The organism is Microcella alkalica (assembly GCF_014137945.1).
Classification (GTDB): domain Bacteria; phylum Actinomycetota; class Actinomycetes; order Actinomycetales; family Microbacteriaceae; genus Microcella; species Microcella alkalica.
In genome coordinates, this window is record NZ_JACGWX010000005.1 from 110888 (window position 1) to 137449 (window position 26562).

The following is a 26562-nucleotide window of genomic DNA, read 5'->3' on the forward strand; positions in this document are numbered from 1 at the left end:
GTGCGCAGCGGTCTCGAGATTCAGGCGGCTCTCGCTGCCTTCGTGAAGAAGTGGTCGGGGTTCTCCGGCACAGAGAAGGCCGAAGCGCAGACCTTCCTCAACGAGCTCTTCGCCTGCTACGGCAGCGACCGCGGTGAGGTCGGTGCGCTGTTCGAAGACTTCGCCACGTCGGCCGGCTTCATGGATCTGCACTGGCCCGGGGTGCTGATCGTCGAGATGAAGGCGCCGACGGTCGACCTCGAGAAAGCTCGAGACCAGCGCCAGCGCTACTGGCTCGAGTCGTCCAATCCCGCGACTGACACGCCCGCCGCTCGGTGGGTGATCGCCTGCAACTTCCGTGAGTTCGAGATCTGGGAACCGGGGCGCTACCCCGGTGAAGCCCGTGCACGATTCGCCCTGCACGAGTTGCCCGACCGCTACGACGCTCTGCTCTTCCTGCAGAGCGAGACGATCGAACCCGTCTTCGCCGAGCACCGGCGAGAGCTCACGACCGACGCCGCTCGTCATATCGCCGACCTCTACACCGCGCTGGCCGACCGCGCCGCGGCACCGATCGACGAGATTCAGCGCTTCACGATGCAGCTCGTCTGGTGCCTCTTCGCCGAAGACCTCGGCATGCTCGAGGGCTACCCCCTGCAGGCGACGATCCTCGACCTTCTCGCGTCGCCCGACCCCGATAGCGCTCGCGACATCGGGTATCTGTTCGAACTGCTCAATCAGAAGGGAAACCACAACCGCCACGGACGCTACGAGGGCACGCGGTATGTGAACGGCGAGCTCTTCGCGCGCCCGGCGAAGGTCTACATGACCAAGCCCGAGCTCGAGCACCTGCGGCGGGCGTCGGAGTTCGACTGGCGCGCCGTCGACCCGACCATCTTCGGCTCGTTGATGGAGGGCATTCTCGGCGACGAGCGCCGTGAGCGACTGGGAGCGCACTACACGCACGAGGCCGACATCATGAAGATCGTCGCGCCGACGATCGTGCGTCCGTGGCGCGAGCGCATCGATGCGACTTCGACCCCCGCCGAGGTGCGCGCCCTGCTCGACGAGCTCGTAGCCTTCCGCGTGCTCGACCCTGCGTGCGGGTGTGGCAACTTCCTCTACGTCTCGTACCGCGAGCTCCGCGGTCTCGAGCACGAGCTCAAGCAGCGCTACGCGCGCCTCTGCGCCGAGCACGGCGAACCTGCGACCTCCGACCTGCCCTACTACCCGCTGAGCAACATCAAGGGCATCGACATCGAGCAGGTCGCGGTCATGGTGGCTCGCGTCACGCTGTGGATGGGCCATCGGCAAATGGTGGAGCGCTACGGGCCCGCCGAGCCGGTGCTGCCCCTCACCGACCTGTCGGGAGTTCGCGCCGCCGATGCGCTCCAGGCGGCGTGGCCAGAGGTCGACGCGATCGTCGGCAATCCGCCGTTCCTCGGGTCGCAGCTGCTGCGCGCGAGCCTCGGAGACGGCTATCTGAAGTGGCTCACGTCGACGTTCGGTGTGGGCATCAAAGACCTCTGCGTGTATTGGTTCCGCAAGGCGCACGACCATTTGAAGCCCGGCCAGCGGGCGGGTCTCGTCGGAACGAACTCGGTCTCGCAGAACACCGCTCGAGACGCTTCGCTCGACTACATCGTCGAGAAGGGCGGCGTCATCACCGATGCCGTCTCGTCGCAGCGGTGGCCGGGAGACGCGAAAGTTCACGTCAGTCTCGTCAACTGGGTCAAGCAGCCGCCTGCTGCGGTTGAGCAGTTCGTGCTCGACGGCGACGAGGTTTCGGGCATCACGAGCTCGTTGCGCGTGGGCGGTGCTGATGCTTGGAAGCCGCAGCCGCTCGCCGCGAACCGCAACAGGTGCTTCCAGGGGCCGATTCCCGTTGGCAAGGGGTTCATCGTCACCGAGGTCGAGGCGAAGGGGATGCTCGCTGACAACTCTGCCGACTATGAGCAGGTAGTTCGGCCTTTCTTGACTAGCGACGACATCGCCTCACGACCCGACCAGTCGCCGAGCCGGTGGATCATCGACTTCGCCCAGCTTGGGCTGGAGTACGCAGCAAAGTTCCCGAAAGCGCTCTCGATCGTTCGAGACCGAGTCAAGCCGGAGAGAGACAAGAACCGCGATCCAGGCTTCCGAGAGCGTTGGTGGCAGTTCGGGCGGCCGCGTATCGAGATGCGCGATGCGGTCTCGACGCTTCAGCGCTATTTTGCAGTTGGTCGCCACGGTAAACGCGTTGCCATCGCCGCAGTCGCGCCCGGGGTCATCGCAAGTGACGCCACGAACGTCTTTGCCTTCGACGACGACTACAGCATGGGCATCCTGCTCTCGAGGGCGCACGATGCGTGGGCCTGGGCGCAGTCGTCAACGCTCAAGGGCGACCTCCGCTACACGCCGACCACGGTATTCGCCACGTTCCCCTGGCCCGACCCCGTGACTGATGCGCAACGGCAGGCAGTTGCGAACGCAGCATCCGCCCTTTACGTCCGCCGCAGCGAGCTCTGCCTCGAGCACACCATGGGCCTCACCGCGCTCTACAACCTCATGGACGACGGCGGCTTCGCCGACCTCGCCGCCCTGCACAAGAAGCTCGATGTCGCGGTGGCCGCCGCCTACGGGTGGCCTGGCTCCGTCGCGCAGAACTCCGCCGAACTCGTCGCGCGCCTCACGGAGCGGAACCGCCTCATCGCCACGGGGCAACGCGACTACTCACCGTTCACCGACTGAGGCGCAGTCGAGTCGACGCCGATGAACTCGGCCGTGTGAGGGGTCTGCCGCACCTCCCGGAAGGCTAGGTCAGACGGCGTGTAGTGGTCGAACCGCGCTCGCTCGACGAGGGTCAAGAATGTCGGTGGTACGCGGTTCAATCGCTGTATGCCCACCCCACCCGCTGCGATCCTCGAGCCGTCGCCGACCGGCGCTCGCCCGGTGTCCTCGGCCGCCGTGACCGACGGCGCGATGGGCGCGGTAATCGACGTGATCACGGAGTTGGATCGGCTCGCATCGTCACTGCTGGCAGCGCGGGCAGTCGCGATCGACGAGCTTCATTCGCTCGCGCTCGCGGCGAACGCGCCGACTGCGAGCGGTGACGCATGGTCCGCGCAGCGCCTCGCACATCGCGTCGCCTCGACCGAGCTCGCCGCGGCGGTGCGCATCAGCGAGCGCGAGGCCGAACAACTCGTTGTCGACAGCTCGGCGCTCGTGCACGATCTGCCGCTGACCCTCGGCGCGCTTCGCGAGGGGCGACTGAGCTACCGGCACGCGAGCATCCTCGCGGACGAAGTGCGCTCCCTCCCGCGAGAGTCATGGCATTCGTTCGAGTCCGCCGCATTGCCGCAGGCCGAGACTCGCAGCCCCGCGGGGTTCCGTCAGTGCGCCCGAGCGCTGCGCGAGCGACAGCATCCCTCGTCGGTCGAAGAGCGGCGACGGGAGGCCGAATGCTCGCGCTCGGTGCGCCTCGAGCCCGCCCGGGACGGCATGGCGTGGCTCACCGCGCTGCTGCCGGCCGAGCAGGCGATCGGCGCCTTTCGTCGGCTCACCGAGATCGCCGCGGGCCTCGAGGACGACCGCGGGGCGCGCGGGTGTGACGGCTCCACCGATGTCGACGGCGAGCGTCGCACGCTCGCGCAACGGCGAGCGGATGTCTTCGCCGATCTGCTCATCGACGGCGTCGTTCCCGACTCGGGCGTCGGTCGCGGAGTACGGGCGACCGTTCTCGTCTCCGTCCCCGTCATAACGCTGCTCGATCGCGACGCCCGTGCGACCCTGCCCGCCACGCTCGAGGGTTACGGCCCGATCTCGGGCGAGGTCGCGCGCGGGCTTGCCGGGCATGCCCCGAGCTTCACCCGACTGCTCACGCACCCCGAGACCGGAACCGTGCTATCGGTCGGGCGCGAGCGCTATGCGGTGCCACGCGATCTGCGCCTCTGGCTGCGCCTTCGCGATGAAACCTGCCGATTCCCGGGCTGCGGGCGAGCGGCGGCGACATCCGACATCGACCACACCATCGACTGGCAGCACGATGGCGAGACTCGACATGACAATCTCGCGCACCTCTGTACCAGTCACCACCAGCTGAAGCACCGATCGGCATGGCGCGTCAGCCAGGTCGGCGGCGGCACCCTCGAGTGGCGATCACCGAGCGGGCACCGATATCGAACCGAGCCTGCACTTCGACTCGCAGGCTGAAGCGGCAGCGGGTCATCGCCGCCGCGGCACCCTGTTAATCTGACGCGCATGGGCGACGACGCGGCAGCATCCGGGGCAGTCGCACCGACGCAGACACCAACGCCGACACCGTCACCGACACCGCTGTGGTCGCCCGGCTCGCCCGACCTGCTCATCCACGCCGACAACCTGACCGCGATGCGGCGGATGCCCGACGCGATCATGCGCATGGCCTACCTCGACCCGCCCTTCAACACCGGCCGAGCCCAGCTGCGCCGCACGACGAGCCACAGCCGGGCATCCGCCCCCGACGGCGAGAGCGCGCCGACCCCGACCACCTGGCAGGGCTTCGGCGGCGAGTCCTACGTCCGCACCGTCGAAGCGCTCACGAGCTACGACGACCGCTTCGCCGACTACTGGGCCTTCCTCGCCCCGCGCCTGCAGGAGGCGCACCGCCTCCTCGACGACCGCGGAACCCTCTACCTGCACCTCGACTACCGTGAGGCGCACTACGCGAAGGTCGCCCTCGACGCGCTGTTCGGCCGCGACTGCTTCCTCAACGAGATCATCTGGGCCTACGACTACGGCGCCAAGTCGCGCAGCCGCTGGCCGACGAAGCACGACACGATCCTCGTCTACGTCAAGGACCCCGACCGGTACCTCTTCGACTCGACCGAGGTCGACCGCGAGCCGTACATGGCGCCGGGCCTCGTGACGCCCGAGAAGGCGGCGCGCGGCAAGCTGCCGACCGACGTCTGGTGGCACACGATCGTGGGCACGACGAGCCGCGAGAAGACCGGCTACCCGACGCAAAAGCCCGTCGGCATCCTGCGGCGGATGATCCAGGCGTCGACGGCTCCGGGCGACTGGGTGCTCGACCCCTTCGCCGGGAGCGGCACGACGGCGGCGGCCGCGCGCGCCCTCGGGCGCCGCAGCGTGAGCATCGATTCCGGCGCGGATGCTGTGGCCGTGATCGAGCGCCGCCTCGCGATCGCGGCGACGCGCCTCTGAGCGCCGCCCGGGCATCCGCCCCCTGCTCTGCCCTCGCCTGCTGACTAGGCTGGACCGCATGCGAGACCGACGAGAGATCGAGTGCTGGCTCACCGACATGGACGGAGTGCTCGTTCACGAGAACACCGCTCTTCCGGGGGCCGCGGCGCTCATCCAGCAGTGGCGCGACGCCGGGACGCCGTTCCTCGTCCTGACCAACAACTCGATCTTCACGCCCCGCGACCTGGCCGCGCGCCTGCGCGCGAGCGGCATCGACGTGCCGGAGGACGCGATCTGGACATCGGCGCTCGCGACCGCCGACTTCTGCGCGAGCCAGATGCCCGGAGGCAGCGCCTTCGTCATCGGCGAGGCGGGCCTCACGACCGCCCTCCACGAGGCGGGCTTCATCATGACCGAGACGAGCCCCGACTACGTCGTCGTCGGCGAGACCCGCAACTACTCGTTCGAGGCGATCACGAAGGCTATCCGCCTGATCAACGCCGGCGCGCGCTTCATCGCGACGAACCCCGACGCGACCGGCCCGAGCGCCGACGGCCCCCTGCCGGCGACGGGCGCGATCTCGGCGCTCATCACGAAGGCGACCGGCCGGAACCCGTACGTGGTCGGCAAGCCGAACCCGATGATGTTCCGCTCGGCGATGAACCGCATCGGCGCCCACAGCGAGAACACCGGCATGATCGGCGACCGCATGGACACCGACATCATCGCCGGCATCGAGGCGGGACTGCACACCGTTCTCGTCATGACCGGAATCGCCGATGAGCGCGAGATCGCCCGCTACCCGTTCCGCCCGAGCGAGATCCTCGCGGGCGTTCACGAGCTCGTGAGCCCCGAGCCGGTCGAGGCCGAGCTCTAGCCCGTCGGGGCGACGGAGCCCGTGAGGGGCTCGCCGGATGAGCGCGTGACGAAGCAGAAGTAGTCGCGCTCGCCAGCCTCCCACGCCTCGGCCGAGACGGGGTAGGCCGCCTGGACCTGCAGGTCGGCGTACGCACCGGCGGTCGCGAGGTCGAGACCGGTCGGCGCCCCGCAGATCACCGGGACCTGCGATGCGATGGCCTCCTCGCCCGGGTACTCGGCCGCCGGATCGGTCGACAGCGGCCCCCGGAAGGTCAGCTGGGCGGGGTGCGGCTCGGCGCAGTCGACGACCGTGAACTCGAGCTGCCACGGGTCGAGGTACTCGCTGAAGCACTCGCCGCCGAAGAGCGCCGTCCACTCGTGCACGCCGGGCGACGCGGGCGCCGTCGGTCGCGCGATCGGGGTGGGCGTCGGGGTGGGGGCGGGCGACGGCGTGACGAGCGTCGGCTCGGGGGTGGGCTCGGCGGAAGGCTCGGCCGTCCACTCCGAGATGCGCGTGCCGAGCACGAACAGCCCGATGAGCACGAGCACGGCCGCGAGCGCCCCGGCGACGATGACGAGGATGCCCGGCCGGCGCGGCGCCTCGGCGCGCGCCCGCGAGCGGCGGCTCTCGATCGCGGCCTCGCCCTCCACGGGGGCCGCGGCCGCGCCTCCCGCGCTCCCCGCACCGAACGGTCCGGAGATGAGCTCGGTGATCGAGCCGGAGGCGTGGGGTGTGGGCTGATCGGCGACCGAGAGAGCCTCGGTGGGCGCATCCACCGCGTCGACCGGCTGCGTCGGCACGTCGACGGCGTTGAGAGCCTGCATCTCGAGGTCGTCGTCGCGCTCGCTCATGCGAGAGGAGGCCTACGCGAGCCCGAGGTCGGTGAGCCCGATCGCGGCGCGGTACTCGTAGCCGGCATCCTCGATGATCTGCTGCGCGCCGGTTGCGCGGTCGACGACGACCGCGACGGCGACGACGATCGCGCCGACCTTCTCGAGAGCGAGAGCGGCGGCGAGCGGTGAGCCGCCGGTGGTCGAGGTGTCCTCGAGCACGATGACGCGCTTGCCCTCGAGGTCGGGGCCCTCGACCTGCTTGCCGCGGCCGTGGTCCTTCGGCTCCTTGCGCACGACGAACGCGTCGTAGCTGTGGCCGAGAGCGGCTCCCTGGTGGAGCACGGCCGCCGCGATCGGGTCGGCGCCCATCGTGAGTCCGCCGACGGCGGCGATGTCGGGGATGTCGGCGATGAGGTCGACCATGACTCGGCCGATGAGCGGGGCGACCCGGTGGTCGAGGCTCACCTTGCGCAGGTCGATGTAGTAGCTGGCCTTCTTGCCGCTCGTCAACGTGAAGTCGCCGTGGAAGACGGCCTCGTCGCGGATGAACTGGATGAGCTGCTCGCGCGCGTCGGTCACGCCCGTCAGCCTACCCAGCACGACTGCTCGGCCCGTGCGGAGCATCCGCCTCGCCCCGTCGGCGACGCCGCCTACGCTTGCTGCATGCGCATCGCCACCTGGAACGTGAACTCGATCCGCACCCGCCATGGCCGCGTCGTCGACTGGCTCGTGAACGCCGACGTCGACGTGCTGGCGATGCAGGAGATCAAGTGCAAGGACGAGCAGTTCCCGCGCGAGGGCCTCGAGGCCGCCGGCTACGAGGTCGTCACGTGGGGCCTGAACCAGTGGAACGGCGTCGCGATCGCGAGCCGACTGCCGATCACCGACGTGGAGGTCGGCTTCCGTGGCCAGCCCGGCTTCGCGAAGGGGCATGAGGGTCCGGATGCCCCGCTCGAGGCGCGCGCGCTCGGCGCGACGATCGACGGGGTCCGCGTCTGGAGCCTCTACGTGCCCAACGGCCGCGCCCTCGGCGACCCGCACTACGACTACAAGCTGCGCTGGCTGTCGGCGCTCGCCGACGATGCGCGAGCATGGATGGCGGCGAACCCCGGCGCCCCGATGGCTCTAACCGGCGACTTCAACGTCGCGCCGACGGACGCCGACATGGGCGACCCGAGCTTCGTGCCCGGCGTCTCGACTCACATCTCGCCCCCGGAGCGCGCCGCCTTCGCGCACCTCGAGTCGATCGGCCTCACAGACGTCGTGCGCCCGATCCAGCCCGACGGGTACACCTTCTGGGACTACAAGCAGCTGCGGTTCCCGCGCGATGAGGGCATGCGCATCGACTTCATCCTCGGCACGCCCGGCTTCGCCGACAGGGTGGTGGATGCTCGGATCGAGCGCGAGCAGCGCAAGGGCGACGCCCCGAGCGACCACGTCCCCGTGCTCGTCGAGCTCGCGAGCGACGAGGACGACGATGACCGCCCGATGATCTTCTAGCCGAGCGACACGAGGCGGTCGAGGTCGTCAGAGGGGAGCTCATCGACGACGGCGGTGACGCTGAGCTCGTCGAGCGAGACGAGCGCTCCGCTCACCGTGAGGAAGGCGGTGTCGGCCGCGTCCCGCCCGGTGGCGATGCGCAGCAGCGAGTCGCGAGGGGCGAGGGTCGTCGCGTCGACGACGCACCACCGCCCGTCCATCGCCGCCTCGGCGACGGCGTGGAAGTCCATCGGGAAGAGCCCGGGGGCGTAGACCGAGACCAGGCGGGCGGGGACGTCGAGCGCGCGCAGGAGCGCGACGACGAGGTGGGTGTAGTCGCGGCACACGCCCTGCCTAGACAGGAGCGTGCGCACCGCGCCGTCGGTGGGGAGGCTGGAGCCGGGCACGTAGTCGAGCCGGTCGCCGACCCACGAGCTCACGCCGAAGAGCAGCTCGGCTCCGGAGAGCCCCCGGAACTCGCGCAGCGCCGTCGGGGCGAGCGAGTCCGACTCGCAGTACCGGCTCGGGCGCAGGTAGAGAACCTCGTCGATCGGCGAGACGGAGAGCGGGTCGGCTCGGCCGTCGACGCTCGCGCGGTACGACACCCGCACCTCCCCCGCGGCGACGTCGACCAGATGCAGGCGAGTGCCGTGCGCGTCGACGATCTCGGTCACGGGGAGGGGTCGGCCTTGCTGGACCACGTCGAGCTGCTCGTCGACCGCGAGCGTCGGTGCATGCGCGGCGACCGAGAGCACGAGCCGGGCATCCCCCGTCGCGGTGAGCGCCATGGCGGCTGTGGAGTGTCTGCGCATGGGGGCATCCTGCCAGGGTCGCTCGGTAGGGAAGCGGAGCGTGCCGCGTTAGGCTCGTTGCCCATGGGTATCGATGACTGGGCCGTTGCCATCATGGAGGCCCTCGGGCTGTTCGGGGCCGGACTGCTGGTCGCCGTCGAGAGCATCTTCCCGCCGATCCCGAGCGAGATCATCCTCCCCCTCGCCGGCTTCACCGCGAGCCAGGGTTCCTTCAGCCTCGCCGGTGCGATCATCGCCACGACGATCGGCTCGGTCGTCGGCGCGATCGTGCTGTACTACCTCGGCCAGTTCGTCGGGGTGGTCCGGCTGCGTCGGTGGGCCGACAAGATGCCGCTGATGAGCTCGGACGATGTCGACAAGTCGATGGCGTGGTTCGGCAAGTACGACAAGATCGCCGTCTTCACCGGTCGCTTCGTGCCCATCGTCCGCAGCCTCGTGTCGATCCCCGCCGGCGTCGAGCGCATGAATCTCGGTATCTTCCTGCTGCTGACCACCATCGGATCAGGCCTCTGGAACACCCTGTTCATCGTCCTCGGATTCGCGCTCGGCGAGAACTGGGATCTCGTCGAGAGCTGGATGGGCCAGTACTCGCGCGTCGTCCTGGTGATCGCGATCGTCGTCTTCCTCGTCATCGTGGGGCTGCGCATCCGCCGCGTGAGACGCGACCGCCGCGCGCAGCAGGGCGACCTCCTTCCCGACGGCGACTAGTCGGCGTGCGGAAAGGCGCGCACAATAGATTCCTGCGCTGAATACTTCTACCGCGCAGCTTACGTGCGTAAAGCGCAACCATAAGCGGCGGTTTCCCGCGTACCCTCGAATCACTGCGCCCGCGCGATCTCGAAGGAGGGGAACCATGACCGACACCGCACGCACCGCCGCGCCCGTCATCGGAGAGCCCGAGGTCGTCGAGGACGCCCGCACCGCTGCGACCGGGTCGGCCCCGACCGCCGCCGGGATCGTCGCTGACCCCGCATGGGCGGCCCTGAAGACCGATGTCGAGGCGATCCGCCCCCACCAGATCAAGGACGGCTCGATCCCCGACGGGACCGTGCACACCGAGGCGGCCTTCCACGTCGGCCGCATCGTCGACGCGCTGCGGCACTTCGCCCCGCGCATCCCCCATGACACCGAGTACCTGCTCACCGCCGCTCGTGATTTCGAGGCCTGGCGCGACGGCGGATTCGGCGTGCCCGACTTCTACGACGCGCTCGACGCGTTCCGCCCGGCGGCCGAGCGCCGTGATGGCGTCGCCCACCTCGTCGTGTTCCCGATGTACACGCAGAACGGCTCGACCGACCGCCTCGTCGAGGCCGTCGTGTTCGAGGTGATCTGGCCCGACTTCATCGCCGAGCTCGAGGCGACCGAGTACGGCAACGCCCTGTACCTCGGGCTGCGGTTCGCCGACTTCACCCCGGGGTACGACACCAACTCGGCGGTGCTCTTCCCCGAGTCGGTCGCCGTCACGCCGCGCGTGCCCGCCGGCGCTCCCGAGGGCACGCCCGCACAGCTGCCCGTCTTCACGTGGGGTGCGATCTTCGCCGATCGCGAGGCCGCGCGCTTCCGTCGTGTCGTGCGCGCCGCCGCCGAGATCACCAAGCTCGACCTGCCCGCGGGCGCCCGCGCGATGCTCGACGACCAGCAGCTCACCGAGCGCACGTTCGTGATGTGGGACATGATCCACGACCGCGCCCACATGCGCGGCGACCTGCCTTTCGACCCGTTCATGATCAAGCAGCGCATGCCGTTCTTCCTCTACGCGCTCGAGGAGCTGCGCTGCGACCTCACCGCCTTCCGCGAGGCCGTGCGCCTTCAGCGCGATGAGGCGACGGATGCCGTCACGCGCGAGCACGCCCAGCTGGTCCAGTACGCGGTCATCTTCGATCGCATCTTCCGCTTCTCGATCACCGGCACCCGCGTGCGGAACTACGACGGAGTCGGCGGCCAGCTGCTCTTCGCATGGATGCACCAGAAGGGCGTCCTGCACTGGACGGACACGCAGCTCGCGATCGACTGGGACGCCGTGCCCGATGTCGTCGTCGCGCTGTCGGACGCGATCAACGAGCTCTACTGGTCCTCGATCGATCGCCCGAAGGGCGCGCACTGGCTCGCCGCCTACGAGCTCGTCTCCTCCACGCTGACCCCGCACCCCGCGTCGCAGTGGGCGGCCGGCCTGCCGCGCGAGGTGCTAGAGGGTCACCTCAAGGGCTGGACGGACCTCGTGATGGACGACGAGTTCCCGCTGTCGATGTTCTTCGAGGCGCTCCAGAAGAAGATGGCGGTCGTGATCGAATCGACCGCCGGCATCACGGGGTCTACGGACACCGCCGCGACCGACGCCGAGTGACCGGCGCGACTAGCCTCGACGGCATGACCGAGCCCGCCGCCGCCCCCTCCTCCGCCCACGACCGCACCGTCGTCGTCGCAGGGGCGGGCGGCGCGGCAGGCCGCGAGGTCTGCGCGGCGCTGACCGCCGCCGGCGCCTACGTCGTCGCCGTGAGCTCGCGTCCCGACACGATCGAGGAGATCGCGGCGGCCGAGACGCACGCGCTCGACCTCGCCGATGCGGATGCCGTGACCGAGTGGGCGGCGGCGCTCCGCGCTCGACGCCCCTCCATCGACGGCCTCATCCACCTCGTCGGAGGGTGGCGACCCGGATCCTCGGACGAGGACTGGGAGTGGCTGGAGAAGCGCGTGCTCAGCACCCTGCGGGTGAGCTCGCGCGAGCTGCGCGATGACCTCAACGCGTCGAGCGCGGGGCGCCTCGCCATCGTGAGCAGCGCATCCGTCGCCGCACCCCGCTGGGGCATCGTCAACTACGTCACCCTGAAGACGGCGGCCGAGACGTGGGTGCAGGCGCTCGCGAACGGCTGGCGGGTGAAGGGCACCCCGACCGCCGCCGTGACGTTCGTCGTCGGGTCGCTCGAGGGCGAGGGCGTCATCGACGCGCTCGCGCAGTCGGTCGCCGCGCTCTGGGACCTCCCGCACGAGAAGCTGAACGGCGTCGTGGCGACGCTCGGCGACGACTCGCCCGTCGAGTAGCGGCACGGATCCGTCGAGCGACGGATGCCCTGCCGAGGGCGCGGCGGCTACGGTGCTGAGGTGACCGCCTTCCCGACCGACGCCGATGGGCACTGGATGCGGCCAGGACCCGGCCCCGACGGCAGGCGCGCCGACGGGCTGCTCGCCCTCGCGATCGCCATCGGCGCGACGTTCGCGATCGTGCTGTACGCCTCTGCCGGCTTCTTCGACGAGCCGCCCGTGCCGTGGCACGCGGCCTTCATGGTGCTCGGGGTGTCGGGCCCGCTCGTCTGGCGGCGCACGCATCCGATCACCGTCACCGTCGTCATCTCGATCGTGTACTTCCTCGGCATCCTCAATCAGGTGCCCGAGGTGCTCTTCAGCAACATCGCGCTGTTCTCGGCGATGTACTCGATCGGCGCGTGGGGACGCGGCAGACGCGCGGCGCGCATCAGCCGCATCGTGATCGTCATCGCCATGTTCATCTGGCTGTTCTGGAGCGTCACGCAGGCCGCATTCGACACGAGCCTCGTGCCCGAGGACTCCGGAGTCGGCCCCATCGCCCCTGGCGTCGCCGTCGGGCTCATCACGCTCATCACCAACGTGCTCTACTTCGCAGGGGCGTGGGCGTTCGGCGACCGGGCGTGGATCGCCGCACGCGAGCGGGCGGTGCTCGAGGCGCGGACCGAGGAGCTCGCCCGCGAGCGCGAGCTGACCGCCTCGCAGGCAGTCGCGCTGGACCGCGTCCGCATCGCGCGCGAGCTGCATGACGTCGTCGCTCACCACGTCTCGGTCATGGGGATCCAGGCGGGAGCCGCGAGACGGGCCCTCGGGGTCGGCGGCTCCGAGGCGGAAGAGCTCGCGACGGCCGCGCTCGGCGCGATAGAGCAGTCGGCGCGCGACGCGGTCGACGAGCTGCACCGGCTCGTGTCGACGCTCCGCGGTGCGGACGGCCTCGCCGGCGACCCCGGCGACGGCCCGAGCACCCGCGGCGTCGCGCACCTCGCATCCCTCGCGGAGGATGTCAGGGCCGCGGGCCGCACCGCGCGATTCCAGGTCGTCGGCGAGCCCCAGCATCTCTCGCCGCTCGTCGACACGACCATGTACCGAGTGGCTCAGGAGGCCGTGACGAACAGCCTCAAGCACGCGGGTGCGAGCGCGACGATCGAGCTGCGCGTGCGGTACTCCGACGACGCCGTCGAGCTCGAGGTGGCCGACACCGGCCTCGGCGAGCGCCGCGGGACGGGCGCCCCCGGCACCCCGGGCGGCCTCGGCCAGGTCGGCATGCGCGAGCGCGTCGCTGCCGTCGGCGGCACACTCGACGCCGGGGCGCGGAGCCGCGGCGGCTATCTCGTGCGCGCCCGCGTGCCCCTCCTCGTCGCCGAGGCGGCGCCGTGAGCCCGGCACCGGCGATCCGGGTCCTGCTCGTCGACGATCAGGATCTCGTGCGCGCGGGCTTCCGCGTCATCCTGCAGTCCGAGCCCGGCATCGAGGTGGTCGGGGAGGCGCGCGACGGCGGCGAGGCGGTCAGGCTCGCGCGCGAGCTGCGGCCCGATGTCATCTGCATGGACGTCCAGATGCCGGGGGTCGACGGCCTCGAGGCGACCCGGCGCATCCGCGCCCTCGAGACGGATGCCGAGGCCGGGTCGGCAGCGCACCCCGGCGTGCTGGTGCTCACGACCTTCGATCGCGACGACTACCTGTTCGCGGCTCTCGAGGCCGGCGCCAGCGGGTTCCTCCTCAAGACCGCGAGCCCCGAGAAGCTCGTGGAGGCCGTGCAGGTGATCGCCGCGGGCGACGCCCTGCTGGCCGCCGACGTGACGCGCCGCGTCATCGAGCGGGCGGCGCGCGCCGACGGCGACGGCGCCGCGGGGCGAGTCGCCGACTCGCGCCTCGCCGAGCTGACCGAGCGCGAGACGGAGGTGCTCGGGCTGCTCGCCCGCGGCCTGAGCAACGCTGAGATCGCCGCCGCCCTGTGGCTCGGCGAGGCGACCGTGAAGACGCACGTGTCGAAGATCCTGCTCAAGCTCGAGCTGCGCGACCGCGTCCGCGCGGTCGTCTTCGCCTATGAGAACGGCGTCGCCGTTCCCGGCATGACCGCCTGACTCGCCGACGCTCCCCCGCGGGGATGACCCGCGTCGCTCGCGAACCACCCGTGCGGCGGATGCCGCGGATCGCTCGACTTCGTAGCGTGGGGGGCGAACGGAAGGGGCATCCATGCTCGAGATCAGGGGCGCGACCAAGCGCTTCGGCGACCGCACCGTGCTCGACGACGTGACCTTCGGCGTCGGCGCGGGCCGACTGACCGGATTCGTCGGCGGCAACGGCGCCGGCAAGACGACGACCATGCGGATCCTGCTCGGGGTGCTGTCCGCCGACGCCGGCGAGGTGCTCGTCGACGGCCGCCCCATCACGGCCGACGACCGCCGGGGCTTCGGCTACATGCCGGAGGAGCGCGGCCTCTACCCCAAGATGCGCGTCCACGAGCAGCTCGTCTACCTCGCCCGCCTGCGCGGCATGCGCGCCGCCGACGCGAGCGCCGCTGCTGACGAGCTCATCGAGCGCCTCGAGCTGACGGAGCGCCGCGATGAGCCGATCGAGAAGCTCTCCCTCGGCAACCAGCAGCGCGCGCAGATCGCCGCCGCGCTCGTGCACGATCCGAGCGTGCTCGTTCTCGACGAGCCGTTCTCCGGGCTCGACCCGATGGCCGTCGAAACGGTGCTCAGGGTGCTCGCCGAGCGCGCGGCCCGCGGCGTGCCCGTCCTGTTCTCCAGCCATCAGCTCGACCTCGTCGAGCGCCTGTGCGACGACGTGGTCGTCATCGCTGACGGTCGCATCCGCGCGGCGGGCACGCGCGACGAGCTGCGCGCGCGCGGCGCCGGGCGCCAGTGGGAGCTGCAGGTCGGCGACGACGCCGGCTGGGTGCGCGGCCTCCACGACATCGCGGTCATCGACTTCGACGGCGACTACGTCCTCTTCGAGGCGGACCCGGTCGCTGCGCAGTCCGTGCTGCGCCTCGCCTCCGAGCGCGGCTCGGTCGAGCGATTCGCCCCCCGCCGCCCCACCCTGACCGAGATCTTCCGAGAGGTCGTGCAGTGATGACCACCGCATCCCGCCCCGCCGCCCCGAGCCTCCGCGCATCCGTCGCCCTCATCGCCGGGCGCGAGATCACCTCCCGGGTGCGCTCGAAATCCTTCCTCATCTCCACGGGGATCCTGCTCGCTCTCATCATCGCGAGCATCGTCGGAACGCACCTGTTCACCTCCACGTTCGGCGACACGAGGGTCGCGGCGGTCGGCGTCGCCGCCGAGCTGCTCGACGGCGCTCCCGGTCTCGAGATCGAGGAGGCGGCATCCCTCGCCGAGGCCGAGCGCCTCGTCCGCGACGGTGACGTCGAGGCGGCCGTCGTTCCCCTCGACGACCCCGCACCCGGCACGCCCGGCGTCGAGATCGTGGGGCTGTCGGATGCCCCCTCCGCGCTCGTCCAGTCGCTCGCGATCGCCCCCGAGGTGCGGCTGCTCGACCCCTCGCCGGTCGATCAGGGCATCGGCTTCATCGTCGCCTTCGCCTTCGGCATCATCTTCTTCACCGCCGCGATCACCTTCGGCGGCACCGTCGCGCAGAGCGTCGTGGAGGAGAAGCAGACGCGCATCGTGGAGATCCTGCTGACGGCCGTGCCCGCCAAGGCCCTGCTGGCCGGCAAGGTCATCGGCAGCTCCGTGCTCGCGCTCGGCCAGATCCTCCTCATCGCCGTCGCGGCGGGACTCTCGCTCATGCTGACCGGTCAGGACGTCCTGCTCACCGACCTCGGGCCGGCCGCCGTGTGGTTCCTCGGCTTCTTCGCCGTCGGGTTCGTTCTGCTCGCGGCGATGTTCGCCGCCTCCGCGGCGCTCGTCTCGCGAATGGAGGACGTCGGCACGGTCATCCAGCCCGTCACCTGGCTCGTGATGCTGCCGTACTTCCTCATCATCTTCTTCAACGACAACGAGACGGTGCTGACGGTCATGTCGTACGTGCCGTTCTCATCGCCGGTCGGGATGCCCGTGCGCATCTTCCTCGAGCAGGCCGCGTGGTGGGAGCCCCTCGTGGCGCTCGCGCTCCTCGCGGCGACGGCCGTCGTCATCGTCCAGCTCGGGGCTCGGATGTACCGCAACTCGCTCCTGCGCACCGGCGCGCGCGTGCCGCTCGCCGAGGCGCTCCGCGGCTGAGCCCCGGGCATCCGCCTGGAAGAATGAGCACGTGACCCGACTCCACGACACGACCTACCGAGGCTTCGCGAGCGACAACTACGCGGGCGTCCACCCCGAGGTGCTCCAGGCGATCGCCGATGCCAACGAGGGCCACCAGATCTCGTACGGCGAGGACCAGTACACCGCGCGACTGGCCGACGTCGTGCGGCAGGAGTTCGGCGAGCAGGCCGAGGTCTTCCCCGTCTTCAACGGCACGGGCGCGAACGTGCTGGCGCTCACGGCGCTCATGCCGCGCTGGGGCGCCGTGATCGCGAGCGGCACCGCGCACATCCACACCGACGAGGGCGGCGCGCCCGAGCGGGTCAGCGGCCTCAAGCTGTTCACCGTGCCGACGCCCGACGGCAGACTGACTCCCGAGCTCGTTGCGACGGAGGCGTTCGGCTGGGGCGACGAGCACCGCGCGCAGCCGCTCGCCGTGAGCATCACCAACACGACAGAGCTCGGCACTCTCTACACGCCCGCCGAGGTCCGCGCGATCGCCGACTACGCGCACGAGCGCGGAATGGCCCTGCACCTCGACGGCGCGCGGGTCTGGAACGCGGCCGCGGCCCTCGGCACCTCCCTCAGCGCCTTCACTGCCGACGCGGGCGTCGACATCCTCTCCCTCGGCGGAACGAAGAACGGCCTCCTCGGGGCCGAGGCGATCGTCGTGATCGACCCGGCGACGGCGCCGGGGCTCGTGTACCTGCGCAAGATGAACATGCAGCTCGCGAGCAAGATGCGCTTCCTGTCGGCGCAGCTGCTCACGCTCTTCGACGGCGGGCTGGGCATCCGCTCGGCGGCCCACGCGAACGCCATGGCCGCGCGCCTGAGGGCAGGGCTCGAGCAGCTCGTCTCGAGCGGTGCCGTGCCCGCCGGCTCGCTGGGGTTCAGCCAGCCCACCGAGGCGAACGCCGTCTTTGCGGTCCTCGACAGCGCCATCGCCGACCGGATCCGCGAGAGGGTGCGCTTCTACGACTGGGATCGCGCGCGCGGCGAAGTGCGCTGGATGTGCGCCTTCGACACGACCGAGGCCGACGTGGACGCCTTCGTCGGCGTCGTGCGCGAAGAGCTCGCCCGATAGCTGGGCGTTCCCGGGCGGGCTCCCTGCGCGAGCCGGGAGAATGCTCCCCATGTCCGTATTCGAGAGCCGACCGTGGCTCGCCCAGTACGCGCCAGGGGTTCCTCACGACATCGCGCCGGTGGCGCAATCGCTCGTCGACATGATGGACGAGTCGGTGCGGCGCTTCGGCGCGCGCACGGCCCTCGACTTCTTCGGCGCCGAGACGACCTACGCCGACCTCGGCGAGCGCATCGAACACGTGGCCGGTGCGCTCGCGGAGCGCGGCGTGACGGCGGGCGATCGCGTCGCGCTCGTGCTGCCGAACTGCCCGCAGCACGTCATCGCGTTCTACGCCGTCCTGCGACTCGGTGCGATCGTCGTCGAGCACAACCCGCTCTACACCGCGGACGAGCTGCGCCACCAGTTCGATGATCACGGCGCTCGCGTCGCGATCGTCTGGGACAGCACTGCGGAGACCGTGCGCCGCTTCGCCGACGACCTCGGCATCACGACGATCGTCGGGGTCGACATGACCCGCGCGATGCCGCGCGGGACGCGGGCCATGCTCCGACTGCCGGTGGCGAAGGCGCGCAGCTCGCGGGCCGCGCTCACCGCGGGCCGGCTCCCCGCGGGCGTCACCGCGTGGGTCGAGCTCGAGCGCGGTCCGCGGCTTCCCGCCGGGCATCCTCGCCCCGCGCTCGATGACATCGCGGCGCTGCAGTACACGAGCGGGACGACGGGGCGACCGAAGGGCGCCGTCCTCAGTCATCGCAACCTGCGCGCCAATGCGGCGCAGGGGCGCGCCTGGGTGCCGGGGCTGAGCGAGGGTGCCGAGGTCGTCTACGCAGCGCTGCCGATGTTCCACGCCTACGGGCTCACGCTGTGCCTGACCTTCGCGATGAGCATCGGCGCGCGGCTCGTGCTTCTGCCGAAGTTCACGGTCGAGCTCGTCCTCCAGGTCATGCGTCGCACGCCCGCGACGTTCCTGCCCGCCGTGCCGCCGATCTACCAGCGGCTCGCCACCGGCGCGGCCGATGAGGGGGTGAGCCTCGATGGCATCCGCTTCGCGATCTCGGGAGCGATGAGCCTGCCCGTGAGCATCGTCGAGCAGTGGGAGGAGGCGACAGGCGGCCTGCTCGTCGAGGGCTACGGCATGACCGAGTCGTCGCCCGTCGCCATCGGCAACCCGATGGGGCCGACGCGTCGACCGGGCACGGAGGGCGTGCCCTTCCCGAGCACGGAGATCCGCGTCGTCGACCCCGACGACCCGAGCGTCGATCGCGGCGTCGGCGAGGAGGGCGAGCTGATGCTGCGCGGCCCGCAGGTGTTCCAGGGCTACTGGAACCGGCCGGACGAGACCTCCGCCGCCCTGCTGGCGGGGGGCTGGCTGCGCACGGGCGACATCGTCACCGTGTCGCCGGACGGCTTCGTGACGATCGTCGACCGCATCAAGGAGCTCATCATCACCGGCGGCTTCAACGTCGCCCCGAGCGAGGTCGAGCAGGTGCTCGCCGCCCACCCCAGCGTCGAGAGCGCCGCGGTCGTCGGCCTCGCGTCGCCGCAGGGCGGCGAAGAGCTCGTCGCCGCGATCGTTCTCGCCGACGGCGAGAGCCTCGATGCGGGTTCGCTGCGCGAGCACGCCAAGCGCAGCCTCGCCGCCTACAAGGTGCCCCGCCGGTTCGCGGTGCTGGATGCCCTGCCGACCTCCCTCATCGGCAAGGTGCTGCGCCGCGAGGTTCGCGAGCAGCTCACCTCACGGGAGGGCGATCACTGAGCTGAGGAGAGCGCCGCCGCGACCAGCGGCGCACCGCCTTCTCCGCCTCTACGATCACGAGCACCGTCGAGCCGACGACGGCGCAGATCGCCCAGTCGGCGACGGTCAGCGGGACAAAACCGAGCACCGCAGCCGAGACCGGCCAGGTCATCGCTCCCGCGTGCAGGGCGAGCGCGGCGAACGACGTGAACAGCAGCGGCTTGTTGGCCAGCAGCCGGAGGGCGAAGAGGGACGTGTACTCGGCGCGCGAGCTGAAGACCTGGAAGAAGCTGAGCATGACGAACATCGTCAGCGCCATGGTTCTCGCGTGCTCCTCCGAGACGCCCGTGCGCAGATCGAGGATGAAGGTGAGCAACACGGCGAGCGCCATCCACGCGCCGGTGATGCCCGCTCGGAACCACAGCGTGCGCGAGAGCACCCCCTCGTCCGGCGAGCGCGGAGGGCGTCGCAGCTCATCGCCCTCTCCCGGCTCGAACGCGAGCGCGATGTCCTGCGTGCCGTTGGTGATGACGTTGAGCCACAGCATCTGCACCGGCAGGAACAGCAGCGGAGTCTGGGCGAACACGCTGAGCGTCACGGCGATGAGGGCGGCGGCGCCGGTCGAGAGCAGGAAGTACGTCGTCTTGCGCACGGCTGCGAACGTCACCCTGCCTTCGCGGACCGCGCCGACGATGGTGGTGAAGTCGTCGTCGGTGAGAACGATGTCCGCCGCCTCCCTGGCGACATCCGTGCCCGACCGCCCCATCGCGACGCCGATCGCGGCCGCTCTGAGCGCAGGTGCATCGTTGATGCCGTCCCCGGTCACCGCTACGACCTCGCCGCGGCTCTGCAACGCTGTCACGATGCGCAGCTTGTCCTGAGGCGTGACCCGCGCCGCGACGCCCGTGCCCTCGAGTCGGGCGGCGAGCATGGCGTCGTCGAGATGCGCGAGCTCAGCGCCGGTCAGGGCCGGACGCGCCGTCGACAGCCCGAGCCGCTCGGCGATGGCTGTCGCCGTCACGGGGTGATCACCGGTGATCATCATGACGCGGATGCCCGCCGCACGGCACTCGCGTATCGCCTCGGCGACTCCCTCCCGCGGCGGGTCGTCCATCCCCTCCATCCCGAGGAAGGTGAGCCCGCTCGGCGGGGGCAGCGGATGCTCGAGCCGTTCCTCGGGGCCGAGGACGCGCATCCCCGTCGCGATGACTCTCAGTCCGACCCTGCCGAGCTCCTCGTTCGCCGCATGGATCACGGTGGCGTCGATCGGCATCTCCCCGCTGTCACCGGCGAGAGCGGCGGAGGCCTGGAGGACGGCCTCGGGCGACCCTTTGACGAAGAGGACGCGGACCCCATCGGGCCGCACGCGGAGCGTCTGCGAGTACCGACGATGGGGCTCGTACGGCTCGTGCGCGAGCGGTTCGGCGGCGCGCTCCTCCGCCGTCACGGCGGCGAGAGCCACCGCCGCGCGGGCCATCGCGGCGTCGACCGCGTCGCCGAAGTACTCGTCCGCGTCGTGCGCGGAAACGGTGGCCTCGTTGGTGAGGGCCCCCGCACGCAGGACGGCCCGGACGAGCGGATGAGCCGGATCGAGAGCCGTACTCGGGCTCAGGTCGGCGGGTGCGGGATCGGCGACGGCGACGGCGACCGACTCCATGAGATCGAGCACGCCCGCGGAGGTCCACACTCGCTCCACCGTGAGCCGGTTCTGAGTGAGGGTGCCGGTCTTGTCCGACCCGATGACGCTCGTCGATCCGAGGGTCTCGACCGAGGGGAGCGTTCGGACGATCGCGTTGCGACGCGCCATGCGCGAGACCCCCAGGCTCAGCGCGACGGTCAGGACGATGGGGAGCGACTCCGGGATGGTCGCGACCGCGAGCCCGACGGCGGTGCGGAACATGGTCTCGAGGTCGTTGCCCAGGAGCACCCCGGCGATGACGACGAAGACGAGAGCGGCGAGCACGACGAGCCCGATCACGTGCTCGAGCCGCCGGAGGATGCGCTGGAGCGGGGTGGTCCCCGCGGAGGTCTGCACGAGAGCGCTGATCTCGCCGAGCGCCGTCGAGCTCCCGGTCGCCACCACGACCCCGCGGCCGCGTCCGCTCGCGACGAACGTGCCGCTGAAGGCGAGATTCGTCCGGTCGGCGACGGGAGCATCGAGCGCGATCGGGTCCAGCTGCTTGGTCGACGCGAACGACTCGCCGGTGAGCATGGATTCGTCGATCTCGAGAGCGTTGATGCTGATGAGGCGCAGGTCGGCCGGCACCCGCTCGCCGCTCTCGAGCAGCACGATGTCGCCAGGAACGAGATCGACCCCCGGGATCGTGCGCTCCCCGCCGTCGCGGAGCGCACGGCAGGACGGCGCCGAGAGCGACTGGAGCGCGCGGACGTCGGCCTCGGCCTTCCTCTCCTGCACGAAGCCGAGTGCCGCATTGATGGAGAGGATGACGAGGATGGCCGTCGAGTCGATCCAGTGGCGCTGGAGCGCGGTGATGACCGCCGCGACGAGGAGGATCGCGGTCAGCGGGCTGGCGAAGTGGCGCAGCAGCAGCAGCCACCACGGCGCGGGCCCGGCGACGGGCACCTCGTTCCGGCCGTAGCGGCCGCGGCGCTCGACCGCCTCGGCGTCGGACAGCCCGCCGGCCCTCGCGCCGAGCCGCTGCAGGACGGCGGCGATCTCCGTGCGATGCCAGCCGGCGTCCGCTGCGGGGGCGAGGCGAGGCGCGGTCACGCGTTCAGTCTCAGCTCCGGGGAGCACGGCGGCAAGGGTCGTTGGTCCTTCAAAGCCCTCCAAGGACCGCGGTCGACACTGAGCGCATGAGCGCCGACAGCCGCGAGCCGCGCATCCTCCGCCCCGGAGACCCCGGCTACACGGCCGCCGACGACGCGCGGCGTCTCGGCCCCGTGCGGTCTGCCGCCGGTGCCGCGCGTGAGGCGATCCGTCGGAATCCTCGACTCGACTCGGCCTATCGCACGGGCGTCAAGGTCGTCGGCGGGACGACCGTCGGCCTGGGCGTCGTGCTCATGCCCCTTCCCGGCCCCGGCACGCTCATCGCCCTTGGGGGCCTCGCGATCCTCGGCACCGAGAGCGAACGGGCGAAGAAGCTCAACCGGCAGGGCGTCGCCCTCGCCAAGAGAGCGGCGGCCGCGGCGCGCTCCCGCCGGGAGGCGCGACGGATGCAGACACCGCCGACGGAGACCCAGCCCCGGGCGTAGCGTGGAGCCCATGCGATTCGGACTCTTCATCCCCCAGGGCTGGCGCCACGACCTCGTCGACATCGACCCGAGCGAGCAGTGGGCGGTGATGAAGCGGCTCGCGCTCCACGCCGACGCCGGGCCGTGGGAGTCGATCTGGGTCTACGACCACTTCCACACCGTGCCGGTGCCGAGCGAGGAGGCCACGCACGAGGCCTGGACGCTCATGTCGGCCTTCGGCGCCGTCACCGAGCGCGTGCGCCTCGGTCAGATGTGCACGTGCATGGGCTACCGCAACCCCGCCTATCTCGCGAAGGTCGCCGCGACCGTCGACCACGTCTCGGGCGGTCGCGTCGAGATGGGCATCGGCGGCGGCTGGTACGAGCACGAGTGGCGCGCATACGGCTACGGCTTCCCCGAGATCGGCGACCGGCTGCGCGCGCTCGACGAGGGTGTGCAGATCATGCGGCAGGCGTGGTCGCAGGGCACGGCGACGCTCGACGGCCGCTACTTCCAGGTCGACGGCGCGATCGTTCGGCCGCTGCCGGTGCAGGAGTCGGGCATCCCCCTCTGGATCGCCGGAGGCGGCGAGAAGGTGACGCTGCGCATCGCCGCGCAGTACGGGCAGTACACGAACTTCGCGGGCGAGACGGAGGAGTTCACGCGCAAGAGCGAGATCCTCCGCGGGCACTGCGAGCGGCTCGGCACGAGCTTCGAGGCGATCACGCGGTCGTCGAACTTCAACACGGTCGTGGGTCGCGACGAGGCCGAGGTCGCCGAGCGCATCGCCGCGATCGAGGCGCGCCTGGCGCGGTTCATCGGCGAGGAGCGCGCGACGAAGGCGGTCGCCGACCTCCGCGACGGGTCCGGGCTCGCGGGCACGCCGGAGCAGCTCGTCGAGAGACTGCAGGGCCTCGAGAAGCTGGGCATGACGTACGCGATCACGTACTTCGCCGAGGCGGCCTACGACACGAGCGGCATCGAGCTGTTCGAGCGTGAGGTCGTCCCGGCCCTCGCCGGCTGAGGGGGGAGGCGTTCCGGTTCGGGCGCGCCGAGAACTCAGCCTACGGGCGGAGGAGGACCTTGATCGCTCGGCGCTCGTCCATGGCCGCGTAGGCCTCGCCGACCTCGGCGAGGGGCAGCTCGAGGTCGAACACGCGGCCGGGCTCGATCATGCCGTCGAGCACGAGCGGGAGGAGCTCTTCGACGTAGTTCCGCACGGGTGCCACACCGCCGGCGACTCCGACGTTCGTGCCGAAGAGCGTGCGGATCGGCAGCTCCGCTCCGCCGCTCGGCACGCCGACGTAGCCGACGCGGCCGCCGGGGCGGGCAGACCGGATCGCCTGGTCCATCGACTCGGCGGTGCCGACGCACTCGAGCACGGCATCCGCGCCCAGCCCGTCGGTCAGCGCCTGCACGCGCTGGATGCCCTCGTCTCCGCGCTCGGCGACGATCTCGTCGGCGCCGAAGACGCGCGCGAGCTCCTGGCGCTCGGGGGTGCGCGACATCGCGATGATGCGCGCGGCGCCGAGCTGCTTCGCGGCGATGATGCCGCACAGGCCGACCGCTCCGTCGCCGACGACGGCGACCGTCGAGCCGGGGCCGACGCCCGCCGAGACGGCGGCGTGCCAGCCGGTGCCCATGACGTCACTCAGCGCGAGGAGGTGCGGCACCATGGCGTCGTCGATCGGGCCGGGGACGGCGACGAGGGACCCGTCGGCGCTCGGAACGCGCACGAGCTCGCCCTGCGCGCCGTCGGCGAAGTGGCCGTCACGGTCGTCACGACCCCACCAGTTGCCGGCGAGGCACGACGGGCTCACGCCGTTGCGGCAGTTCGCGCACGTCATGTCGCAGTCGTAGAAGGGCGCGATCACGAAGTCGCCGGGCTTCACGGTGTTGACGCCGTCGCCGATCTGCTCGACGACGCCGACGAACTCGTGGCCGATGCGCCGCGGCTCCTTCGTCTCGACCACGCCGCGGTACGGCCAGAGGTCGCTGCCGCATACGCACCCCGCGACGACGCGCACGATCGCGTCACGGCCGGTGTCGCTCAGCTGCGGGTCGGGCGCCTCCTCGAGGCGGATGTCGCGGGGGCCGTGGATCACCGTTGCACGCATGAGCTCGAGGCTAGCGAGCGGGCGTGGGCGGTCACTGGGTGCGGTCGCGGACGGTCGCTTCCCCGGGAGCGTCGTCGGCCTCCCACACCGCACCACGGCTCGACATCGCCCAGAAGGCTCCGAGCCCGAGGGCGACTGCACCGAGAAGGATCGCCACCGCCTCAGCTCCTGTGGTGACGAGGACACCGCCCAGTCCTGCGAGCACCGTTGCGCCGACCGCTGTCCCGACGTCCTCGCTGAGGCTCAGGACGACTCCTCCGTGGGCGCGGGTGATGCTTGAGGACTCTCGGAAGCCTACGAAGGCGAGCGTCATGATTCTGGGATAGATCACCCCCATCGCCGCACCGGCCACGAGGACGGCAGCACCGAGAAGCACCGCTCCCGCGACGCCCTCTTCAGCCTGCAGGGCACCGGCCGCGGCGAGCCCGGCCGCGAGAGGGAAGCCTGCGGCGGCGATGATGCGGGCGGAGGACGTCGACAGCCGGGGTCCGACTCGGCCGGCGCTCAGGAGCGCCCAGGCCAGAGGGCCCAGAGCGACGAGAGCTGCGGCGAGGACACCGCTCGGGTCGATGATCACTACGGCGATGAGGGGAACGATCGCGCCGACCCCGAAGTAGCCCGCGCAGGTGAGTGCCAGCGCCCAGCCGCCCGACTGCGTCCGTCGGCGCGCGGGAGTCGTCGACGACACCGCCCTCCGGAAGGCGACGACCAGAACCGCCGCGACAGCGACGAGCGCAGCCGCGAGCACGAGGGGGCTCCCGACGACGACAGTGACCTGCGCGACGACGAGGCCCGCCGCGATCACGAGGAACCAGGGCATTCCGGCGAGAACGGGCGGAGCATCCGGTCGGTCGAGGACGACGCGCCGCAGAGAGCGGGAGACCAGCGCGCGCCCGATCAGAAGGAGGATCGCCGGCCACGCCATCGCCGGTCGCCATCCGACGCTCAGCAGGATCGCGCTGTTGATGAGCGGGCCGATCAGCGAGGGGACCACCCACATGAGCGCGAACAGCCCGAAGGCGCGCTCACGGTCCACTGGCTCCTCGTAGATCCCGCTCAGGACTCCGAGGCCGAGGCCGGCGAGGAGACCTGCCGCGAGCCCGCGGATCGCCAGCCCCGCGATGAGCATCGTCATCGAGACGGCGGTGACCGTCGTCGTGACCCCGACGAGGAACACCGCGGTGGACAACCAGAGCTGCGTCTGCGGACCGAGCCGCCCGTAGAGGTACGCGCCCGCGGGCATCACGGCGATCCCGACGACTCCTGCGATCGACGCAGCCGGGCCGTATAGCGCTCTGCCGTCCAGTTCGTCACGTCTGTCACGCTAGCGGGCGCGCCTCGTCGGCGGCGTCGAGGTCATCGCCTCGGCGACGGCGACAGGTCGTCCGCGCCGGGCACGCGCACTGTGCACCGGATTCCCGGCACCGATGCGAGGCGACGGTCGAGCGTCACGAATGGAGCGGAGAGCTCTTCGGCGAGTGCCAGGTAGGCCGCGTCAAAGGCCGAGACATTCTGCATGAGAGCGATGACACGGCCGAGGAGCGGCTCCGTCGGCCACACGTCGAGATGCAGGTCGACGAGTTGCTGCACATCGTCGGCCAGTCGACCGGTCCTCATCGCCCCTCTGAGCGTCATGCTGCGCATCGCGCTGACGCACTCGATCATTGTGTGCTCGGGGACCACCCAGTGCGGCTCCTCCTCAAGCGCAGCCGCGGCTCGGCCGACCTCCTCCGCACTGCCGGACACGAGAGCGACGAGCACCGAGGCGTCGACGACGATCACTCCGCGCGTTCCCGACGCGCGTCCGCGATGGCGGCGACGATGGCATCGGCGTCGATCGCCGAGCGACCCCGGTCGGCGCGCCTCCGCATGGCGGCGAGCCACCGCCGGTTCGATGCGTCGGCAGCCTCGCGCTCGAGGACCTCGAGCAGATACCCCTGCAACGAGGTTCCGCGACGCCTCGCCTCCTCAGCGAGGAGGTCGCGCACGGAATCGGGAACGTCACGGATCTGCAAGGCCACCATGCACCGAGAGTACTCCCGCTGCATGCAGTTGTGCATGCATC

The 26562-nt window shown here is 70.8% G+C and carries 24 protein-coding genes; 16 read left to right on the plus strand and 8 right to left on the minus strand.

All coding sequences use genetic code 11. The features are described 5' to 3' along the window. From FHX53_RS10105 to FHX53_RS10120, 4 genes are all read left to right on the plus strand, one after another. Window positions 1-2709, plus strand: coding sequence for a class I SAM-dependent DNA methyltransferase (locus tag FHX53_RS10105; protein WP_182491230.1), 2709 nt, complete (start codon window positions 1-3; stop codon window positions 2707-2709). Between the two features lie 147 nt (window positions 2710-2856). Further along, on the plus strand, window positions 2857-4170 hold the full coding sequence (locus tag FHX53_RS10110; protein ID WP_182491231.1) for an HNH endonuclease signature motif containing protein: 1314 nt from the start codon (window positions 2857-2859) through the stop codon (window positions 4168-4170). Between the two features lie 48 nt (window positions 4171-4218). After that, window positions 4219-5160 (plus strand): DNA-methyltransferase, encoded by a 942-nt coding sequence (locus FHX53_RS10115; protein WP_182491232.1) that lies wholly within the window; start codon window positions 4219-4221, stop codon window positions 5158-5160. A gap of 58 nt (window positions 5161-5218) precedes the next feature. Continuing rightward, on the plus strand, window positions 5219-6016 hold the full coding sequence (locus FHX53_RS10120) for an HAD-IIA family hydrolase (protein WP_182491233.1): 798 nt from the start codon (window positions 5219-5221) through the stop codon (window positions 6014-6016). On the opposite strand, the gene FHX53_RS10125 is transcribed toward FHX53_RS10120, so the two are convergent. Next, window positions 6013-6849, minus strand: coding sequence for a septum formation family protein (locus tag FHX53_RS10125; protein WP_182491234.1), 837 nt, complete (start codon window positions 6847-6849; stop codon window positions 6013-6015). The two genes, FHX53_RS10120 and FHX53_RS10125, sit on opposite strands and share 4 nt — an antisense overlap. 12 nt (window positions 6850-6861) lie before the next feature. Further along, entirely contained in the window at window positions 6862-7410 is a 549-nt protein-coding gene (gene pyrE, locus FHX53_RS10130; RefSeq protein ID WP_182491235.1) for an orotate phosphoribosyltransferase, read from the minus strand. 84 nt (window positions 7411-7494) lie between these two features. Between pyrE and FHX53_RS10135 the strand changes: the two genes are divergently transcribed. Further along, window positions 7495-8331, plus strand: a complete 837-nt coding sequence (locus tag FHX53_RS10135; protein WP_182491236.1) for an exodeoxyribonuclease III — start codon at window positions 7495-7497, stop codon at window positions 8329-8331. On the opposite strand, the gene FHX53_RS10140 is transcribed toward FHX53_RS10135, so the two are convergent. Next, window positions 8328-9122, minus strand: coding sequence for a transglutaminase-like domain-containing protein (locus FHX53_RS10140; RefSeq protein ID WP_182491237.1), 795 nt, complete (start codon window positions 9120-9122; stop codon window positions 8328-8330). The genes FHX53_RS10135 and FHX53_RS10140 overlap by 4 nt on opposite strands. A gap of 63 nt (window positions 9123-9185) precedes the next feature. Between FHX53_RS10140 and FHX53_RS10145 the strand changes: the two genes are divergently transcribed. The 9 genes from FHX53_RS10145 to FHX53_RS10185 all read left to right on the plus strand — a co-directional run bounded on the left by FHX53_RS10145 (window position 9186) and on the right by FHX53_RS10185 (window position 19206). After that, the gene (locus FHX53_RS10145; protein WP_246335638.1) at window positions 9186-9830 is read left to right on the plus strand and encodes a DedA family protein; all 645 of its coding nucleotides are present in this window, start codon (window positions 9186-9188) and stop codon (window positions 9828-9830) included. Window positions 9831-9975: 145 nt separating this feature from the next. Continuing rightward, window positions 9976-11466: a DUF6421 family protein gene (locus FHX53_RS10150; RefSeq protein WP_182491238.1), complete on the plus strand. Its 1491-nt coding sequence runs from the start codon at window positions 9976-9978 to the stop codon at window positions 11464-11466. 23 nt (window positions 11467-11489) lie between these two features. Beyond that, entirely contained in the window at window positions 11490-12161 is a 672-nt protein-coding gene (locus FHX53_RS10155; RefSeq protein ID WP_182491239.1) for an SDR family NAD(P)-dependent oxidoreductase, read from the plus strand. A gap of 60 nt (window positions 12162-12221) precedes the next feature. Continuing rightward, window positions 12222-13538 (plus strand): histidine kinase, encoded by a 1317-nt coding sequence (locus FHX53_RS13680; protein WP_182491240.1) that lies wholly within the window; start codon window positions 12222-12224, stop codon window positions 13536-13538. Next, window positions 13535-14245 (plus strand): response regulator, encoded by a 711-nt coding sequence (locus FHX53_RS10165; protein ID WP_182491241.1) that lies wholly within the window; start codon window positions 13535-13537, stop codon window positions 14243-14245. Before FHX53_RS13680 ends, FHX53_RS10165 begins: the two co-directional genes overlap by 4 nt. A gap of 112 nt (window positions 14246-14357) precedes the next feature. Next, window positions 14358-15239, plus strand: a complete 882-nt coding sequence (locus FHX53_RS10170) for an ABC transporter ATP-binding protein (RefSeq protein WP_182491242.1) — start codon at window positions 14358-14360, stop codon at window positions 15237-15239. After that, on the plus strand, window positions 15239-16348 hold the full coding sequence (locus tag FHX53_RS10175) for an ABC transporter permease (protein ID WP_182491243.1): 1110 nt from the start codon (window positions 15239-15241) through the stop codon (window positions 16346-16348). The genes FHX53_RS10170 and FHX53_RS10175 overlap by 1 nt, the downstream gene beginning before the upstream one ends. Window positions 16349-16379: 31 nt before the next feature. Continuing rightward, complete coding sequence (locus FHX53_RS10180) at window positions 16380-17453, plus strand: beta-eliminating lyase-related protein (protein WP_182491244.1); 1074 nt, start codon at window positions 16380-16382, stop codon at window positions 17451-17453. A gap of 49 nt (window positions 17454-17502) precedes the next feature. After that, entirely contained in the window at window positions 17503-19206 is a 1704-nt protein-coding gene (locus tag FHX53_RS10185) for a long-chain-fatty-acid--CoA ligase (protein ID WP_182491245.1), read from the plus strand. Here FHX53_RS10185 and FHX53_RS10190 read toward each other — a convergent pair. Then, window positions 19181-21916, minus strand: a complete 2736-nt coding sequence (locus tag FHX53_RS10190) for an HAD-IC family P-type ATPase (RefSeq protein WP_182491246.1) — start codon at window positions 21914-21916, stop codon at window positions 19181-19183. The two genes, FHX53_RS10185 and FHX53_RS10190, sit on opposite strands and share 26 nt — an antisense overlap. Window positions 21917-22002: 86 nt before the next feature. Between FHX53_RS10190 and FHX53_RS10195 the strand changes: the two genes are divergently transcribed. After that, a complete protein-coding gene (locus FHX53_RS10195; RefSeq protein ID WP_182491247.1) occupies window positions 22003-22401 on the plus strand; it encodes a PGPGW domain-containing protein in 399 nt (132 codons plus the stop codon). Between the two features lie 10 nt (window positions 22402-22411). Then, complete coding sequence (locus FHX53_RS10200; RefSeq protein ID WP_182491248.1) at window positions 22412-23404, plus strand: TIGR03560 family F420-dependent LLM class oxidoreductase; 993 nt, start codon at window positions 22412-22414, stop codon at window positions 23402-23404. Window positions 23405-23444: 40 nt separating this feature from the next. Here the strand turns inward: FHX53_RS10200 and FHX53_RS10205 are convergent, their stop codons facing one another. Genes FHX53_RS10205 through FHX53_RS10220 form a run of 4 tightly spaced genes read right to left on the minus strand, consistent with a single transcriptional unit; the run spans window position 23445 to window position 26521 of the window. Next, window positions 23445-24497 carry a zinc-dependent alcohol dehydrogenase family protein gene (locus tag FHX53_RS10205; protein WP_182491249.1) on the minus strand — a complete coding sequence of 351 codons (1053 nt, stop codon included), beginning with the start codon at window positions 24495-24497 and terminating at the stop codon, window positions 23445-23447. Window positions 24498-24528: 31 nt separating this feature from the next. Continuing rightward, entirely contained in the window at window positions 24529-25803 is a 1275-nt protein-coding gene (locus FHX53_RS10210; RefSeq protein ID WP_343050972.1) for a hypothetical protein, read from the minus strand. Between the two features lie 50 nt (window positions 25804-25853). After that, window positions 25854-26279, minus strand: coding sequence for a PIN domain-containing protein (locus FHX53_RS10215; RefSeq protein WP_182491251.1), 426 nt, complete (start codon window positions 26277-26279; stop codon window positions 25854-25856). Beyond that, entirely contained in the window at window positions 26276-26521 is a 246-nt protein-coding gene (locus tag FHX53_RS10220; protein WP_182491252.1) for a hypothetical protein, read from the minus strand. The genes FHX53_RS10215 and FHX53_RS10220 overlap by 4 nt, the downstream gene beginning before the upstream one ends. Window positions 26522-26562 lie beyond the last annotated feature (41 nt).